General features: G+C 72.8%; 15 protein-coding genes. 13 read left to right on the forward strand and 2 right to left on the reverse strand.

From position 1 onward, the window contains the following. Both ACFV1W_RS37530 and rpsD read left to right on the forward strand, forming a co-directional pair. On the forward strand, positions 1–940 hold a 940-nt coding region (locus tag ACFV1W_RS37530; protein WP_380421775.1), incomplete at its 5' end, for a replication-associated recombination protein A. Positions 941–1,251: 311 nt separating this feature from the next. Then, positions 1,252–1,866: a 30S ribosomal protein S4 gene (gene rpsD / locus ACFV1W_RS37535; protein ID WP_270148363.1), complete on the forward strand. Its 615-nt coding sequence runs from the start codon at positions 1,252–1,254 to the stop codon at positions 1,864–1,866. 90 nt (positions 1,867–1,956) lie between these two features. Here the strand turns inward: rpsD and ACFV1W_RS37540 are convergent, their stop codons facing one another. Together ACFV1W_RS37540 and ACFV1W_RS37545 are read right to left on the reverse strand one after the other, a co-directional pair. Further along, positions 1,957–2,274 (reverse strand): tetratricopeptide repeat protein, encoded by a 318-nt coding sequence (locus ACFV1W_RS37540; protein ID WP_380421776.1) that lies wholly within the window; start codon positions 2,272–2,274, stop codon positions 1,957–1,959. A 53-nt stretch (positions 2,275–2,327) separates the two neighbouring features. Next, entirely contained in the window at positions 2,328–4,658 is a 2,331-nt protein-coding gene (locus tag ACFV1W_RS37545; RefSeq protein WP_380421777.1) for an ATP-binding protein, read from the reverse strand. A 105-nt stretch (positions 4,659–4,763) separates the two neighbouring features. On the opposite strand from ACFV1W_RS37545, the gene ACFV1W_RS37550 reads away from it, so the two are divergent. From ACFV1W_RS37550 to aroQ, 11 genes are all read left to right on the forward strand, one after another. Next, the gene (locus tag ACFV1W_RS37550; protein WP_380421778.1) at positions 4,764–5,243 is read left to right on the forward strand and encodes a DUF948 domain-containing protein; all 480 of its coding nucleotides are present in this window, start codon (positions 4,764–4,766) and stop codon (positions 5,241–5,243) included. A 4-nt stretch (positions 5,244–5,247) separates the two neighbouring features. Next, positions 5,248–5,727 (forward strand): DUF6167 family protein, encoded by a 480-nt coding sequence (locus ACFV1W_RS37555; protein ID WP_380421779.1) that lies wholly within the window; start codon positions 5,248–5,250, stop codon positions 5,725–5,727. After that, complete coding sequence (gene alaS / locus ACFV1W_RS37560) at positions 5,727–8,396, forward strand: alanine--tRNA ligase (protein WP_380421780.1); 2,670 nt, start codon at positions 5,727–5,729, stop codon at positions 8,394–8,396. Before ACFV1W_RS37555 ends, alaS begins: the two co-directional genes overlap by 1 nt. Next, a complete protein-coding gene (gene ruvX, locus ACFV1W_RS37565) occupies positions 8,396–8,887 on the forward strand; it encodes a Holliday junction resolvase RuvX (RefSeq protein ID WP_380421781.1) in 492 nt (163 codons plus the stop codon). Before alaS ends, ruvX begins: the two co-directional genes overlap by 1 nt. A 158-nt stretch (positions 8,888–9,045) precedes the next feature. After that, positions 9,046–10,260: an endolytic transglycosylase MltG gene (gene mltG / locus ACFV1W_RS37570; protein ID WP_380421782.1), complete on the forward strand. Its 1,215-nt coding sequence runs from the start codon at positions 9,046–9,048 to the stop codon at positions 10,258–10,260. Positions 10,261–10,448: 188 nt separating this feature from the next. Beyond that, a complete protein-coding gene (gene mltG, locus ACFV1W_RS37575; protein ID WP_380421783.1) occupies positions 10,449–12,260 on the forward strand; it encodes an endolytic transglycosylase MltG in 1,812 nt (603 codons plus the stop codon). Positions 12,261–12,292: 32 nt separating this feature from the next. After that, positions 12,293–13,129 (forward strand): shikimate dehydrogenase, encoded by an 837-nt coding sequence (locus tag ACFV1W_RS37580; protein WP_380421784.1) that lies wholly within the window; start codon positions 12,293–12,295, stop codon positions 13,127–13,129. 194 nt (positions 13,130–13,323) lie between these two features. Next, on the forward strand, positions 13,324–14,508 hold the full coding sequence (gene aroC, locus ACFV1W_RS37585) for a chorismate synthase (RefSeq protein WP_380421785.1): 1,185 nt from the start codon (positions 13,324–13,326) through the stop codon (positions 14,506–14,508). Between the two features lie 73 nt (positions 14,509–14,581). Continuing rightward, entirely contained in the window at positions 14,582–15,103 is a 522-nt protein-coding gene (locus ACFV1W_RS37590; protein ID WP_380421786.1) for a shikimate kinase, read from the forward strand. Further along, the gene (aroB, locus tag ACFV1W_RS37595) at positions 15,096–16,187 is read left to right on the forward strand and encodes a 3-dehydroquinate synthase (RefSeq protein WP_380421787.1); all 1,092 of its coding nucleotides are present in this window, start codon (positions 15,096–15,098) and stop codon (positions 16,185–16,187) included. Before ACFV1W_RS37590 ends, aroB begins: the two co-directional genes overlap by 8 nt. A gap of 8 nt (positions 16,188–16,195) precedes the next feature. Next, on the forward strand, positions 16,196–16,624 hold the full coding sequence (gene aroQ / locus ACFV1W_RS37600) for a type II 3-dehydroquinate dehydratase (RefSeq protein ID WP_380421788.1): 429 nt from the start codon (positions 16,196–16,198) through the stop codon (positions 16,622–16,624). Positions 16,625–16,959: the final 335 nt, after the last annotated feature.

A 16,959-nucleotide genomic window follows, 5' to 3' on the forward strand; every position in this document is an offset into this window, starting at 1 on the left:
GAACCCGTACTTCTCCGTGATCTCCCCGCTGCTGTCCCGCTCGCTGCTGCTCACCCTGGAGTCGTTGACCGACGACGACGTCCGGGCGCTGCTGCGCCGCGCGGTGGCCGACGAGCGCGGGCTGGAGGGCGCGCTGGAACTGACCGCGGAGGCCGAGGACCACCTGGTGCGCCTCGCCGGCGGGGACGCCCGGCGGGCGCTCACCACGCTGGAGGCGGCGGCCGGGGCGGCGCTGGAGAAGGGGGAGGCGAGCATCACGCTGGCCACCACCGAGACGGCCGTCAACCAGGCCGCGGTGCGCTACGACAAGGACGGCGACCAGCACTACGACGTGGCCAGCGCGCTGATCAAGTCGATCCGCGGCAGTGACGTCGACGCCACCCTGCACTACCTGGCCCGGATGATCGAGGCGGGCGAGGACCCTCGGTTCATCGCCCGGCGGCTGATGATCTCGGCCAGCGAGGACGTCGGCCTGGCCGACCCCACGGCGCTGCAGACGGCGGTGGCGGCGGCCCAGGCGGTGGCCCTGATCGGCTTCCCGGAGGCCCGGATCATCCTGTCCCAGGCGGCGATCGCGCTGGCCCTGGCGCCCAAGTCCAACTCGGCCTACCTGGCGATCGACGCGGCGCTGGCGGACGTCCGGCAGGGGCTGGCCGGCGCCGTCCCGCCGCACCTGCGGGACGCCCACTACGGCGGGGCGGGCAAGCTCGGGCACGGCAAGGGCTACCAGTACCCGCACGACCTGCCGGAGGGCATCGCGGCCCAGCAGTACGCGCCGGACCCGGTGCACGGGCGGGAGTACTACCAGCCGAACCGGCGCGGCGGCGAGGTCCGGTACGCGGACACCGTGGAGTGGACGCGCGCGCGGCTGCGGGGGGAGCGCAGGGTGGAGAAGAAGGCCGAGAACGCGGCGGAGCAGCCCGGGGAAAAGGGCGAGTGATCCACGGGTATACTCGGTCGGAGTGCCAAGTCCCGGGACGGCGGCGGGGGAGACCCCACCGACCGGCCGCACCAGCGGGACACCGGCCGTAGGCCTCCCCCGGGAGGCCCGCACCAGGAGCGTCGCGCACCGTTTCGGTGTCGCGGACGGCCCGGTTTCCGGGCCCTTCGTGTGACCAGCACTTCTCGTGCCCGGCTCCGGAGAGCGGCTGATCCCTTCGCGCAGGCGACGGGGTTTTCTCCGGGTCGCGACATGCGACCTCCGTCAACACCTGGTGAAAGCCGTATTCGTAAGCAAGGAAGGTTTGGTTCATGGCGAACCAGAAGCGTCCCAAGGTCAAGATCGCGCGTGCGCTCGGCGTGCCGCTGACCCCGAAGTCCGTCAAGTACTTCGAGGCCCGCCCGTACCCGCCCGGCCAGCACGGCCGTGGCCGCAAGCAGAACTCGGACTACAAGGTCCGTCTGCTGGAGAAGCAGCGTCTCCGCGCCCAGTACGACCTGAGCGAGAAGCAGCTGTCGCGCGCGTTCGACCGCGCGAAGAAGGCCGAGGGCAAGACCGGTGAGGCGCTCGTCGCCGAGCTGGAGACCCGTCTGGACTCGCTGGTGCTGCGTTCGGGCATCGCCCGCACCATCTACCAGGCCCGCCAGATGGTCGTCCACGGCCACATCGAGGTCAACGGTGGCAAGGTCAACAAGCCGTCGTTCCAGATGAAGCCGGGCTACGTGGTCACCGTCCGCGAGCGCTCCAAGGAGAAGGTCCCCTTCCAGGTCGCCCGTGAGGGTGGCTACGCGGGTGAGGGCCAGACCCCGAAGTACCTCGAGGTCAACCTGAAGGCCCTGGCCTTCCGCCTGGACCGTGCGCCGCAGCGCAAGGAGGTCCCGGTGATCTGTGACGAGCAGCTGGTCGTCGAGTACTACTCGCGCTGACCCGCGCTCGGTTCCGCAGACCGCGAAACCACAGCGAACCCCCGTCGCCCTTCGAGGCGGCGGGGGTTCGCTGCTTCGGGCCGTCGGCCGTCAGACGGTCTCGCCGGCCATCGCGGCGGCGAGCCGCAGGTGCGGGCGGGCCTCCTCGGCCCGGCCCTGGCGCTCCAGGGTACGGCCGAGCATCAGCCGGGCGTAGTCCTCGGCCGGGTCGAGGGCGAGGATCCGGCGCAGCTCGGCCTCCGCGCGGCCGAGCTGGGCGGAGTGGAAGTAGCTGCGGGCCAGCAGCAGCCGGACGGAGAGGTTGGCCGGCTCCTCGGCCAGCACGCCTTCGAGCATGCGCGCGGCGTCGGTGTACGCCTTGGACTCGAAGTAGAAGTTCGCGAGGCGGTACTCGTCGTGGACGGCCATGGTGCTCCTTCCGGGGGGATCTGATCCTTGCCTGCTCAAGCAATCGGCAAGCTTCAGCTATTCCGCGCCGGTGCGGGCGCGGGGGCGGGCGGCACCGAGAAGGGGCCGGGGGCCGGCTCCGGGCCGTCCGGCGAGCCCCCGGCGCCGAGCGCCCGGCAGACGGCGGCGTCCAGGTCCAGCCGGCCACCCGCCCGGTAGCAGTCCTCGTACTCCTGCTCGGTGAGCCCGGCCCGGGTCCGCTCGGCGCACTCCTGGTGGGTGCCGAAGAAGGAGCGCGAGCCCAGGAACGGATTGCCGACCGCGCGCCAGATCCGGTGCGCGGCGCCCTGGAGCACCCGGGCCTCGCACAGGTCGGCCGGCTCGTCGGGCTCGGTCGGCTCGGTCTCCAGCAGCGCCAGCAGGTCGATGCCCAGCACGATGCCGAGCAGGTCGTGGAAGTGGTGGTTCAGCCGGACGCACTCGCGGGCCAGGTCGCGGGCCGGCCGGACCGCGCCGTCCAGGTAGTGGGAGTACGCCGTTGCGTACAGCACGTAGGCGTACGCCCACTGCTCGCCGTGTTCCTCGCAGACCTCGCGGGCCTGCCCGAACCAGAGTGCGCCGCTGTCCAGGTCGCCCTGGAACAGGTGGGCGAGGCCCAGCTCGATCATGGCCATCACCACGTTGCTGTTGAGCTCGCCGATGGTCCGGTAGTGCCAGAGCGCCTCCTCGAACAGCTCGGCGGCGCGCGCCGGGTCGTCGCCGATCAGGGCGGTGCAGCCCTGGCGGTGGACGGCGTAGGCGAGGGCCCGGTCGTCGCCGGTGTCCAGGGCCTGGCGGCGGCACTCCTCCAGGGCGGGCCGCGCGGTGCCGAGGTCGCCCTGGAGGGTGGCCATGTAGCCGGTCACCCACAGGGCCTTGGCCCGGGCCTCCGTGGGCTCGCGGCCCACGGCGAGCGCGCGGTCCAGCCAGTGCCGGCCCTCGCCGAGGTGGCCGCAGCCGACCCAGTAGAACCAGAGGGTGCCGGCCAGCAGCAGGGCGAGCTGCTCCTCGCCGGGCTCGGCGAGGCAGAACTCCAGCGCGGCGCGGAGGTCGGTGTGGGCGAGCCGGGTGCGCTCGGCGGTCTCGGGCTGGCGGGGGCCGAACCACTCGACCTCGCCCCAGGTGGCGACGCCCAGGTACCAGTCGCGGTGGCGGCGCAGCAGCCGCGGCTCCTCGCCGGCGGCGCGCAGCCAGTGGCCGCCGTACTCGCGCAGGGTGTCCAGCAGCCGGAAGCGGACGCCGAAGTCGCTCTCCTCGCGCAGCACCACGGACTTGGCGACGAGTTCGCCGAGCAGGTCGAGCACGTCCTCGGGCTCGATGCCCTCGCCGGCGCAGACGTACTCGGCGGCCTCCAGGTCGAAACTGCCGGCGAAGACCGACAGGCGAGCCCAGAGCAAACGTTCCTGCACTGTGCACAGCTCGTGGCTCCAGCCGATCGTGGTGCGCAGCGTCTGGTGCCTCGGCAGAGCCGTCCGGGAGCCGCCGGTGAGCAGCCGGAAGCGGTCGTCCAGCCGGGCGGTGATCTGCTCCACCGACAGCGCCCGCAGCCGCCCGGCGGCCAGCTCCACGGCCAGCGGGATGCCGTCCAGCCGGCGGCAGAGCAGGCCGACCGCCTCCGCGTTCGCCTCGGTCACCTCGAAGGACGGCAGCACGGCCCGCGCCCGGTCGGCGAACAGCCGCACCGCGTCCGGCAGCGGGCCCGGGCCCACCCGGGTCGGCGGCGGGCCGACCGGCAGCGGCGCCAGCGTCAGCAGGTGCTCGCCCGAGGCCCGCAGGGCGACGCGGCTGGTGGTCAGCACCCGCAGGCCGGGCAGCGCCCGCAGCAGCGCGTCGGTCAGCTCGGCGCAGGCCTCCACCAGGTGCTCGCAGCCGTCCAGCACCAGCAGCAGGCGGCGCCCCGCCAGGTGCTCGCCCAGCACGTCCAGCGGCGGCCGGGCGGTGCCGTCGGTCAGCCGCAGGGCCTCCAGGACGGCGTGGCCGAGCAGCAGCGGGTCCCGCACCGGGGCCACGTCCACCAGCCAGGTGCCGTCCGGGAAGGCCCCGGCCGCCCGGGCCGCCGCCCGCAGCGCGAGCCGGCTCTTGCCGACCCCGCCGGGCCCGGTCACCGTCACCAGCCGGGCGGCGGCGAGCAGGCTCGCCAGCTCGGCCAGTTCCCGCTGCCGCCCGACGAAGCCGGTCACCTCGGCCGGCAGACGGCCGGGCTCCGGCTCGCGCGGCCGTGCCGCGGTATCTGCTGTCCAGTCGCCGGCCAACCGCTGCTCCCCGTCGTTCCGAGCCCGCACCGCAGTGGTCCGGACGTGGGTCGGGCCGTACCGCCGACGGCCCGCCTGGCAGAACGACGTGACCGGCCGGTAGGTTACGCGCACGGTTCGCACACCCGGACGAGGGCACGGTCGTCACCCGGTCCGGAAACGGGGCGTGGGCGCGATAGGGTTCCACCTGTAGAGCAGCAAGGCGAGGGAGCGCGCAGAGTGTCCGTGGGAGAGCTGGCCGGCTTGCTCGTCGCTGTGTTCTGGGCGGTCCTGGTCACCCTGCTCGCGGTGGTGCTGGTCCGGCTCTCCCGGGTGCTGAAGGAGGCCACCGTCCTGGTCTCCGCCGTCACCGAACAGGCCGTGCCGCTGCTGACCGAGGCGGGCGCCGCCGTGCGCAGCGCCAACGAGCAGCTGGACCGGGTGGACGAGATCACCGCCAACGTGCAGGACGCCGCCGCCAACGCCAAGGCGCTGTCCTCCACCGCCGCCGCCACGCTGGGCGGACCGCTGATGAAGGTCGCCGCGTTCAGCTACGGCGTCCGCAAGGCCGTCGCCAAGCAGCAGGGCGCCCTGCCGAACGTGCCGCTGCAGGCCGGCGAGCGCGACGAGCTGGCGCGACTGATCCGGGCCGAGGTGCGCGCCGCGACCGCGCCCAGGAGCGGCCTGCTCTCCCGGGTCCGGCGTGCGGTGAGGGGCTGACGGCATGGCACGGATCTTCTGGATGGCGGTCGGCGCCGGCGCCGCCGTGTGGGCCATGAACAAGGCCAACGACGCGGTGCAGCGGCTCACCCCGGACAGCCTCTCCGGCACCGCCGCGCGCGGTGCGCTGCACCTGGGCGACCTCGCCAAGCAGTTCGCCCAGGACGTGCGCTCCGGGATGGCGGAGCGCGAGGAGCAGCTGAAGGAGGACCTCGGACTGCACGGCACCGCCGTGGTCGAGCCCCCGAGCACCCGCCGCCCCCGCCCGTCGCCCGCCACCGCCCTTCCTGGGAAACGCTCCGCGTTGCCCCCCTCACGCGAGCCGCGGTACCGAGCTATCTCGGCGGCGCCCGGTCGCCCGGCCGCCGCCCTGCCTCCCGCCCGCGCCCTGTCCGACGACGGGCGCCGCACCATCCCCCAGACCATGGAAGAAACGCCCCGCCGAGCCCTGCCGCGGGGCGGAACGAACCGGAAGGACCACTAATGGAGTCGGCTGAGATCCGCCGCCGCTGGCTGCGCTTCTTCGAGGAGCGCGGCCACACCGTCGTTCCGTCGGCGTCCCTGGTCGCCGACGACCCCACGCTGCTGCTCGTCAACGCCGGCATGGTGCCGTTCAAGCCCTACTTCCTGGGCGAGGTCAAGCCGCAGTTCTCGCGCGCCACCAGCGTCCAGAAGTGCGTGCGCACCCTGGACATCGAGGAGGTCGGGAAGACCACCCGGCACGGCTCCTTCTTCCAGATGTGCGGCAACTTCTCCTTCGGTGACTACTTCAAGGAAGGAGCCATCAAGTTCGCCTGGGAGCTGCTCACCACTCCCGTCGCGGAGGGTGGCTACGGCCTGGAGAAGGAGAAGCTCTGGATCACCGTCTACAAGGACGACGACGAGGCCGAGCAGATCTGGCGCGACGTCATCGGCGTGCCCTCCGAGCGCATCCAGCGCCTGGGCATGAAGGACAACTTCTGGTCGATGGGCGTGCCCGGCCCGTGCGGCCCGTGCTCGGAGATCAACTACGACCGCGGCCCCGCGTACGGCGAGGAGGGCGGCCCGGCGGTCAACGGCGAGCGCTACCTGGAGATCTGGAACCTGGTCTTCATGCAGTACGAGCGCGGCCACGGCGACGGCAAGGACGGCTTCGAGATCCTCGGCGACCTGCCGAGCAAGAACATCGACACCGGCCTCGGCCTGGAGCGCCTCGCCGCCATCCTGCAGGGCGTCGACAACCTCTTCGAGATCGACACCAGCCGGATGATCCTCGACCGCGCCGCCGAGCTCACCGGCCACGCCTACGGTGCCGACCACAAGTCGGACGTCTCGCTGCGCGTGGTCACCGACCACATCCGCACCGCGCTGATGCTGGTCGGCGACGGCGTCACCCCCGGCAACGAGGGCCGCGGCTACGTGCTGCGCCGCATCCTGCGCCGCGCCATCCGCAACATGCGGCTGCTGGGCGCCACCGAGCCGGTGGCCAAGGAGCTCATCGACGTCGCCATCAAGGCGATGGCCCCGCAGTACCCCGAGCTGGAGAGCGACCGCAAGCGCATCGAGACGGTCGTCATCGGCGAGGAGTCGGCCTTCCTGCAGACCCTGAAGGCCGGCACCAACCTGCTGGACGTCGCGGTCACCGAGACCAAGCAGGCCGGCGGCGCGGTGCTCTCCGGCGAGCAGGCGTTCAAGCTGCACGACACCTACGGCTTCCCGATCGACCTCACCCTGGAAATGGCCGAGGAACAGGGCCTCCAGGTCGACGAGGCCGGCTTCCGCCGCCTGATGCAGGAGCAGCGTGACCGCGCCAAGGCCGACGCCAAGGCCAAGAAGATGGGCCACGCCGACGTCGCCGCGTACCGCGAGGTCGCCGACAAGTCCGGCGCGAGCGTCTTCACCGGCTACTCCCTGACCGAGGGCGAGGCCACCGTGGTCGGCCTGCTGGTGGACGGCGTTCCGGCGCCGGCCGCCTCCGAGGGCGACGAGGTCGAGATCATCCTCGACCGCACCCCGTTCTACGCCGAGGGCGGCGGCCAGCTCGCCGACCACGGCCGGATCCGGCTGGAGTCCGGCGCGGTGGTGGAGATCCGCGACGTGCAGCAGCCCGTCCCCGGCGTCATCGTGCACTCCGGCGGCGTGCTGTTCGGCGAGGTCGTGCTCGGCGCCTCGGCGTACGCCACGATCGACACCGAGCGCCGCCGGGCGATCGCCCGCGCCCACTCGGCCACCCACCTGACCCACCAGGCACTGCGCGACGCGCTCGGCCCGACGGCCGCCCAGGCCGGCTCCGAGAACGCCCCGGGCCGCTTCCGCTTCGACTTCGGCTCGCCCGCCGCCGTTCCGGGCAGCGTGCTGGTGGACGTCGAGCAGAAGATCAACGACGTGCTGGGCCGTGAACTGGAGGTCACCGCCGAGGTCATGACGATGGACCAGGCCCGCAAGGCCGGCGCCATCGCGATGTTCGGCGAGAAGTACGGCGACGAGGTGCGGGTCGTCTCCATCGGCGACTTCTCCAAGGAGCTGTGCGGCGGCACCCACGTCGGCAACACCGCCCAGCTGGGCCTGGTGAAGCTGCTCGGCGAGTCCTCGATCGGCTCCGGCGTGCGCCGCGTGGAGGCGCTGGTCGGCGTCGACGCGTACAAGTTCCTGGCCCGCGAGCACACCGTGGTGGCCCAGCTGACCGAGCTGGTCAAGGGCCGCCCGGAGGAGCTGCCGGAGAAGATCTCGGGCATGCTCAGCAAGCTCAAGGACGCCGAGAAGGAGATCGAGCGCTTCCGCGCCGAGAAGGTGCTGGCCGCCGCTGCGGGCCTGGCCGACGCGGCCGAGGACGTGCACGGCATCGCCGTGGTCGCCGCGCAGGTCGCCGACGGCGTGGGCGCGGACGAGCTGCGCAAGCTGGTCCTGGACGTGCGCGGCCGCCTGGGCTCGCGCCCGGCCGTGGTCGCCGCGTTCACCGTGGCCAACGACCGCCCGCTGACCGTGATCGCGACCAACGAGGACGCCCGCGGCCGCGGCATCAAGGCCGGCGAGCTGGTCCGCACCGCGGCCAAGACCCTCGGCGGCGGCGGTGGCGGCAAGGACGACGTCGCCCAGGGCGGCGGCTCCAACCCGGCCGCGGTCGGCGAGGCCATCGCCGCGGTGCGCGGTCTGGTCGCGGAGCGCGCCAGCTGATGGAGATCGGGGAGGGGCCCTGGAGGCCCCCGTTCCGGCGTGGACGGCGGATCGCCGTCGACGTCGGCGACGCCCGGATCGGGGTCGCGTCCTGCGACCCCGACGGGGTGCTCGCCACGCCGGTGGAGACCGTCCCGGCCGGAGTGAAGTCGCAGGCCAGGATCGCCGCGATCGTCGAGGAGTACGACGCGATCGAGGTGATCGTCGGGCTGCCGCGCTCGCTCAGCGGCAAGGAGGGCCCGGCGGCGGAGAAGGTCCGGGCGTACGCGGCCCGGCTGGCCAACCGGCTCTACCCGGTGCCGGTGCGACTGGTGGACGAGCGGATGTCGACCGTCACCGCGACCCACGGGCTGCGCGCCTCGGGGGTCAAGGCGAAGAAGGGTCGCTCGGTGGTCGACCAGGCCGCCGCGGTGGTGATCCTGCAGACCGCCCTTGAGTCCGAACGGGTGAGCGGACGCCCGCCCGGTGAGAGCGTCGAGGCGGTCGGCTGACCGGCCTGTTCTAACGTCCCGATGAGGGGTCCGTGCGGACGCGTCCGCACGGACCCTTTTATATTCGCTTCCGCCTCCCTTTCGTATCGATTCGGATCGGTACGGAACGGATCGGAGCGATTCGCAGCGATTCGGGACTGCCGAGGGGGCCGCGAGCCATGATCGAGGACTTCCATCCGGGGCTCACCCCGGGCCACCTCGGTGCGCCGGTGCTGGAACCGGAGGGCCGTCCGCCGGGCGCGCCCCGCCCGCGCCCCGATGCGCCGGATCCGCACCGACGGCGTAACGGACTGGCCTGCGCGCTCACCGCCTTCGCGCTGATCGCGGTCTTCGGCGGGATCGGGCTCACCGGCTACACCTGGATCCAGCGCCAGCGCAGACCCCCGGCGGCCGCCGACTACACGGGGCAGGGCGACGGCAGCGTCCAGGTCTCGGTGCCCGAGGGGGCGGGCCTGTCCCAGATCGCCTCCGCGCTGGTCCGCAACGGGGTGGTGGCCAGTTCGCTCGCCTTCACCCGGGCGGCGAAGGGGAGTGCGGCGGCCGCGGGGCGGATCCAGCCCGGCACGTACACCCTCAAGCAGAAGATGTCGGCCGCCGCCGCGCTGGCCATCCTGATCGACCCGGCCAACGCCAACGGCCTCACCATCCCCGAGGGCTGGCGCGGCAACCAGATCTACGCGGCGATCGACAGGAAGCTGAAGCTCCCCGAGGGCACCACCCAGAAGACCGCCAAGGAACAGGGCGCCGAGCTCGGGCTGCCGGACTTCGCCCACGGCAGCCCGGAGGGCTACCTGTTCCCCGCCACCTACGCCGTCATCGACGGGACCACCCCGCTGGACCTGCTGAAGCAGATGGTCGACCGGGCCGGCAGGGAGTTCAGCCGGGACGACGCCAACGTCGTCGCGCAGAACCTCGGACAGAGCCTGTACGGGCTGGTCACCGTCGCCAGCATGGTCCAGGGCGAGGCCGACAACACCGAGGACATGGGCAAGGTGGCCCGGGTCATCTACAACCGGCTGGCCAAGGGGATGCCGCTGCAGCTGGACTCCACCATCAACTACGCGCTCGGCCGCTCGACCCTGAACACCACGGTCACCGACACCAAGCTGGACTCCCCGTACAACACCTACCTGCACCCGGGGCTGCCGCCGTCGCCGATCTCCAACCCCGGGCGGCAGGCGATCATGGCGGCGCTGGACCCGACGCCCGGGGACTGGCTGTACTTCGTGACCGTGAAGCCGGGCGACACCCGCTTCACCGACAGCTTCGAGGTGCAGCAGCGCAACGTGGCGGAGTTCAACGCGGCGCGGGCGTCGAAGCCGAGCGCCCCGGCCGCCGCCACGCCCTCGACGCCAGGCGCGGCCACGCCGTGACGGCCCCGCGCGCCGAGGGTGAGGTCGCTCACTGACAGTGCGTCCGCCCCGGACGGGGTACGGCTGCGGTACGGTAACGTCTCCTCCCAGGCGCTGCGCTAGCACGCCGGTTCGAGAATCAGCCGGGACGGCGTCGTCCCGGACGGCCGGTCCGATCCTCCGGTCGTCACCGTCGGTTAAGGGGATCAATGACCGATCTGGGTCGGGGCTACGGCCCCCAGGGCGAGCCGTGGCACCCCGGTGATCCCGGGTACGGCGGCCAGCAGCCGGTCCCCGGCCAGCAGGACGGCCAGTGGCAGCAGCAGTACCAGCATCAGGGGCAGCACGGCCAGCAGATCCAGCAGCCGTACGGGAACGCCCAGCAGGCCCACCTCCAGCAGATGGGGGGCGGGCAGCAGCAGATGCAGCAGGGCATGCCGCAGGAGGGGTACCCGCAGGGGTACCAGCAGCAGGGCTATCCGCAGCAGCAGATTCCGCAGCAGGGCTACCCGCAGCAGCAGATGCCGATGCAGCAGGGAGTGCCGCAGCAGGGCTACCCCCAGCAGCAGATGCCGATGCAGCAGGGAGTGCCGCAGCAGGGCTACCCGCAGCAGCAGATGCCGATGCAGCAGGGGATGCCGCAGCAGCATGTCCAGCAGCAGCAGGTCCAGCCGCAGGCGCCCGCGCCCGAGCCCGTCTCCGGCCCCGGGCCGGACGGGATCGACTGGGAGGCCGAGGCCGCCGCGCTGGAATCCGGCGTCGACCCGGTGGGCGGGGCTGCGCACGAGCCCGAGGCCGAGGAGTGGGACGGCCACCGCGAGGACGAGCACCACGCCGAGGACGGCTACCCGGAGGAGCACGCCGAGGCCGAGGAGGTCGGCTTCCTCGGCGAGCAGGACGAGTCCCGCGAGGCGCAGAAGAAGCGCAAGGAGAAGGGCAAGAAGGCGGGCCGTCGCAACGGCGGCGCCTGCCTGGTGGTCGCACTGGTCCTGGTCGGCCTGCTCGGCGGCGCCGGCTGGTGGGGCTACGGCTTCTACCAGGACCACTTCGGGCCGCCGCCGGACTTCACCGGTGAGGGCACCGGCTCCGTCCAGGTCGAGGTCAAGCAGGGTGCGGTCGGCGGCCAGATCGGTCTCGCGCTGAAGAACGCCGGCGTGGTCAAGAGCGTCGACGCGTTCACCAAGGCCTGCGACGCGGAGCCCAAGTGCGGCACCATCCAGCCGGGCTTCTACGGGATGAAGAAGGAGCTGCCGGCCGCGGCCGCGCTCAAGGAGCTGCTCGACCAGGCGGGCGGCGCGGCGATCGTCTTCCCGGAGGGCAAGAACTCCTCCGAGATCTACGCCATGATCGACACCAAGCTGAAGCTCCAGAAGGGCACCACGGCGAACGTCGCCAAGGCCCAGGTCAACGACCTCGGCCTGCCCGCGTACGCGAACGGCAACATCGAGGGCTTCCTCTGGCCGACCCGCTACAACATCGCCGACGGCATGAAGCCCGAGGACCTGCTCAAGCAGATGGTGAAGAACGCCACCGACAAGTACGCGAACCTGGACGGCCAGGCCTCCAAGGCGGGCCTGAAGAACGGCTACGAGGTGGTCATCGAGGCGAGCATCCTGCAGCGCGAGGGCAACAACCCGGGCGACTTCGCCAAGATGGCCAGGACCATCCAGAACCGCCTGGCGAGCGATACCGTGCGCCACACGCTCGGCATGGACACCACGCTGCAGTACTCGCTGGGCCGCAAGGAACTCACGTCGAAGGACATCAACGACGGGTCCAACAAGTACAACACCTACATCAACCCGGGCCTGCCGCCGACGCCGATCTCCAACCCCGGTGACGAGGCGCTCAACGCGGTGCTCAACCCGGCGGACGGCAAGTGGCTGTACTTCATCGCGATGTCCCCGACCAACACCCTCTTCGCCGAGACGGACAAGGAGCACGCGGCCAACGTCGAGGCGTACTGCAAGGCGGCGGGTCAGGGCTTCGACAAGGTCGGCCTGCACTGCACCACCAAGTAGCCGTCACCGCACCGTCGTTCCCGGAGTCAGTGTTGACCAGCAAGCACCGGGCGGCCGTTCTCGGCTCGCCGATCGCCCACTCGCTCTCGCCGGACCTGCACCGGGCCGCCTTCGCGGCGCTCGGGCTGGACGGCTGGCGCTACGACCGCTTCGAGGTCGACGAGGCCGGCCTGCCCGGTTTCCTCGCCGCACTGGACGGGGCCGAGTGGGCGGGGCTGTCGCTGACCATGCCGTTGAAGCGGGCGGTCATCCCGCTGCTGGACGAGGTCAGCGCGACCGCCCGCTCGGTGGAGGCGGTGAACACCGTGGTGTTCACCGCCGACGGCCGGCGCACCGGGGACAACACCGACGTCCCCGGGCTGGTCAACGCGCTGCGCGAGCGCGGCATCACCAAGGTGTCCGCCGCCGCCGTGCTGGGCGCCGGGGCCACCGCCTCCTCGGCGCTGGCGGCGCTCGCCCAGGTCTGCACCGGCGAGGTGACGGTCTACGTGCGCAGCGCCGAGCGGGCCCGGGAGATGGGCGAGCTGGGCGAGCGGCTCGGCGTCACGGTGCGCACCGCCGACTGGGAGCGCGGCGCCGAGGCGCTGGAGCGTCCGCTGACCGTCTCCACCACGCCGGTCGGGGCGACCGACGCCTTCGCCGGCTCGCTGACGGCGGCCCCCGGCGCGCTGTTCGACGTGCTGTACCACCCGTGGCCGACGGCGCTGGCCGCCGCCTGCGCCGAGCGCGGGGCGACCGTCCTGGGCGGCCTGGACCTGCTGGTGCACCAGGCGGTGCTGCAGAGCGAGGCCTTCACCGGGCGCGCGCCCGGGCCGCTGGCGGCGATGCGCGAGGCGGGCGAGAGGGCGCTCGCCGACCGCCCGGCGTGAACCGGGGGGACCCACCCCGGGCGCGGTACGAGCGGAGGGACCGCGGCTAGATCGTTTCGTTGGGTGACCGGTTGCCGTCCGTCACGCGGACTGTGCCCCCGGGTGCCGCCGGGTCGTGAAAGGATTCGGAGAGAAGGCACGCTCGGGCGGGCCGCGGCGGTGCCGTGGGCCGGCCCGCTGATGAAGGAGCTCCGTTGGGTACGTTGCGCTGGCTGACGGCGGGGGAGTCGCACGGCCCCGCACTCGTCGCGACGCTGGAAGGCCTGCCCGCCGGTGTACCGGTCACCACCGAGGTGGTGGCCGACGCGCTGGCGCGCCGCCGGCTCGGTTACGGCCGCGGGGCGCGGATGAAGTTCGAACAGGACGAGGTGACCTTCCTCGGCGGCGTCCGGCACGGCCTGAGCATGGGCAGCCCGGTCGCGATCATGGTCGGTAACACCGAGTGGCCGAAGTGGGAGCAGGTCATGTCGGCCGACCCGGTCGACCCCGAGGTGCTGGCGGGCCTGGCCCGCAACGAGGCGCTGACCCGCCCCCGGCCCGGCCACGCCGACCTGGCCGGCATGCAGAAGTACTCGATCGACGAGGCCCGGCCGATCCTGGAGCGCGCCAGCGCCCGGGAGACGGCCGCCCGGGTCGCGCTGGGCGCCGTCGCCCGCGCGTACCTCCGCGAGGTGGCCGGGATCGAGATCGTCAGCCACGTGGTCGAGCTGGCCGCCGCCAAGGCGCCGGCCGGTGTGGTGCCGCTGCCCTCGGACGAGGCCCGGCTGGACGCCGACCCGGTGCGCTGCCTGGACGCGGACGCCTCGAAGGCGATGGTCGCCGAGATCGACCAGGCCCACAAGGACGGCGACACCCTCGGCGGCGTGGTCGAGGTGCTCGCGTACGGTGTGCCGGTGGGCCTCGGCTCCCACGTGCACTGGGACCGCCGGCTGGACGCCCGGCTGGCCGCCGCGCTGATGGGCATTCAGGCGATCAAGGGCGTCGAGGTCGGCGACGGCTTCGAGCTGGCCCGGGTGCCGGGCTCCAAGGCGCACGACGAGATCGTCCCGACTCCCGAGGGCGTCAAGCGCACCTCCGGCCGCTCCGGCGGCACCGAGGGCGGCCTGACCACCGGCGAGGTGCTGCGGGTGCGCGCCGCGATGAAGCCGATCGCCACGGTGCCGCGGGCGCTGCAGACCCTGGACGTGCGCACCGGCGAGCCGGCCAAGGCGCACCACCAGCGCTCGGACGTCTGCGCGGTGCCGGCCGCCGGCATCGTCGCCGAGGCGATGGTCGCGCTGGTGCTGGCGGACGCGGTGAGCGAGAAGTTCGGTGGCGACCACGTCTCCGAGACCCGTCGCAACGTGCAGGGCTACCTCGACAACCTGATCATCAAATGAGTGGGCGAAGCGAGCTCGTCATCGGAAGGCGCCGGTCGCGGTCATCGCACGCCGAGCGCGGCGAGGTGCGGGCATGACGACACCCGTCGTGGTGCTGGTCGGCCCGCCCGGCAGTGGCAAGTCCACCGTCGGGCGGGCCCTGGCCGAGCGCCTGGGCGTCGGCTTCCGGGACACCGACGCCGACATCGAGGCGCTGGCCGGCAAGCCCATCCCGGAGATCTTCATCGACGAGGGCGAGCCGCACTTCCGCGAGCTGGAGGTCCGCGCCGTGCGCGCGGCCGCCGGGGGACACGGCGGGGTGCTGGCGCTCGGTGGCGGCGCAGTGATGGCCGAGGCCACCCGTGAGCTGCTGCGCGAGCTGCCGGTGGTCTTCCTGGAGGTCCCGCTCGGCGACGCGGTCAAGCGGGTCGGCCTGGACGCCCCGCGCCCGCTGCTGGCCGTCAATCCGCGGGCCCGCTGGCGCGAGCTGATGGAGGCCCGCCGCCCCCTCTACCTGGAGGTGGCCACCGCCGTCGTCGACACCGCCGACCGCACCCCCGAGCAGGTCGCGGACGCCGTACTGGAAGCACTGGAGCTGAAGACCCCCCATGACTGACACCACCGTCAGGATTCACGTCGGCGGCAGCGCCGGCCACGACCCGTACGACGTGCTGATCGGGCACCAGCTGCTCGGCGAGCTGGCGCCGCTGATCGGGACGCGGGCCAAGCGGGTCGCGATCATCCACCCGGAGGCGCTGGCCGCCACCGCCGACGCCATCCGCGAGGACCTGGCCGGCGAGGGGTACGAGGCGATCGCGCTCCAGGTGCCCAACGCCGAGGAGGCGAAGAGCGCCGAGGTGGCCGCGTACTGCTGGTCGGTGCTCGGGCAGACCGGGTTCACCCGCAGCGACGTCGTGGTCGGCCTCGGCGGGGGCGCCACCACCGACCTGGCGGGCTTCGTCGCGGCCACCTGGCTGCGCGGGGTGCGCTGGGTCTCCATGCCCACCACGCTGCTCGGCATGGTCGACGCGGCCGTCGGCGGCAAGACCGGCATCAACATCGCCGAGGGCAAGAACATGGTCGGGGCCTTCCACCCGCCGGTGGGCGTGCTGGCCGACCTCGGCACCCTGGAGACCGTGCCCAAGCACGACTACGTCTCCGGCCTCGCCGAGGTCATCAAGTGCGGCTTCATCGCCGACCCGGTCATCCTCGACCTGATCGAGGCGGACCCGGAGGGCGCCAAGTCGCCGGCCGGCCCGCACACCGTCGAGCTGATCCGCCGGGCCATCCAGGTCAAGGCCGACGTCGTCTCCGGGGACCTCAAGGAGTCCGGCCGGCGCGAGATCCTCAACTACGGCCACACCCTGGGCCACGCCATCGAGCGCAACGAGCGCTACAAGTGGCGGCACGGCGCGGCGATCTCCATCGGCATGGTCTTCGCGGCCGAACTCGGCCGCCTGGCCGGGCGGTTGGACGACGAGACGGCCGACCGGCACCGCACCGTGCTGGCCTCCGTCGGCCTCCCGCTGACCTACCGGGCGGACGCCTGGCCGAAGCTGCTGGACGCGATGAAGATCGACAAGAAGTCGCGCGGCGACCTGATCCGCTTCATCGTGCTGGACGGCCTCGGCAAGACCTCCGTGCTGGAGGGCCCGGACCCGTCGCTGCTGGTCGCCGCGTACGCGGAGGTCTCCGCGTGACCCGGGTGATGGTGCTCAACGGCCCCAACCTCGGCCGGCTGGGCAGCCGGGAGCCCGACGTCTACGGCGCCACCTCGTACGCCGGGCTGGTCGAGCGCTGCACCGCGCTGGGCAAGGAGTTCGGCTTCGAGGTCGAGGTGCACGAGACCAACTCCGAACAGCAGATGGTGGAGTGGCTGCACGAGGCGGCAGACGGGAAGGTGCCCGTGGTGATCAACCCGGGCGCGTTCACCCACTACTCGTACGCGATGCGGGACGCCGCGGCGCAGCGCACCGCGCCGCTGATCGAGGTGCACATCTCCAACCCGTACGCGCGGGAGACCTTCCGGCACACCTCGGTGATCGCGGCGGTGGCCTCCGGGACCATCGCGGGTTTCGGGATCGGGTCGTACGAGCTGGCGCTGCGGGCGCTGGCGGAGCAGCTGACCTCGCGCTGACTGCTGGTCAGTGGCCCGGCGGCGGACTGTGCCCGTCGCCGGGCCGCCGTGTAGTGTCCCCGCTGAAAGGTGTCGGGAGGAGGTGCCGTGACGCAGTACGCCGGAGGTGGGCAGGTCCCGCCGCGTCCCGTCGCTCCGCCGGTCCCGCCGGGGGGCGGTACGGGGGTGTCCCCGTCGGGGGCGCCGGTTCCGCCGCCCTCGCCGCCGCCGACTGTCCGGCCGGCTGCCGCTCCCGCGGCTGCGCCGGGTCCGGCGCCCGCTGTTGCCCCGGCACCGGCCGCTCCGCCACCGGTCGCCCCGGCGCCCGTGCCCGCCCCGGCCGCCGCGCCGACGCC

Origin of the sequence: Kitasatospora sp. NPDC059648, assembly GCF_042734825.1 — a bacterium.
Classification (GTDB): domain Bacteria; phylum Actinomycetota; class Actinomycetes; order Streptomycetales; family Streptomycetaceae; genus Kitasatospora.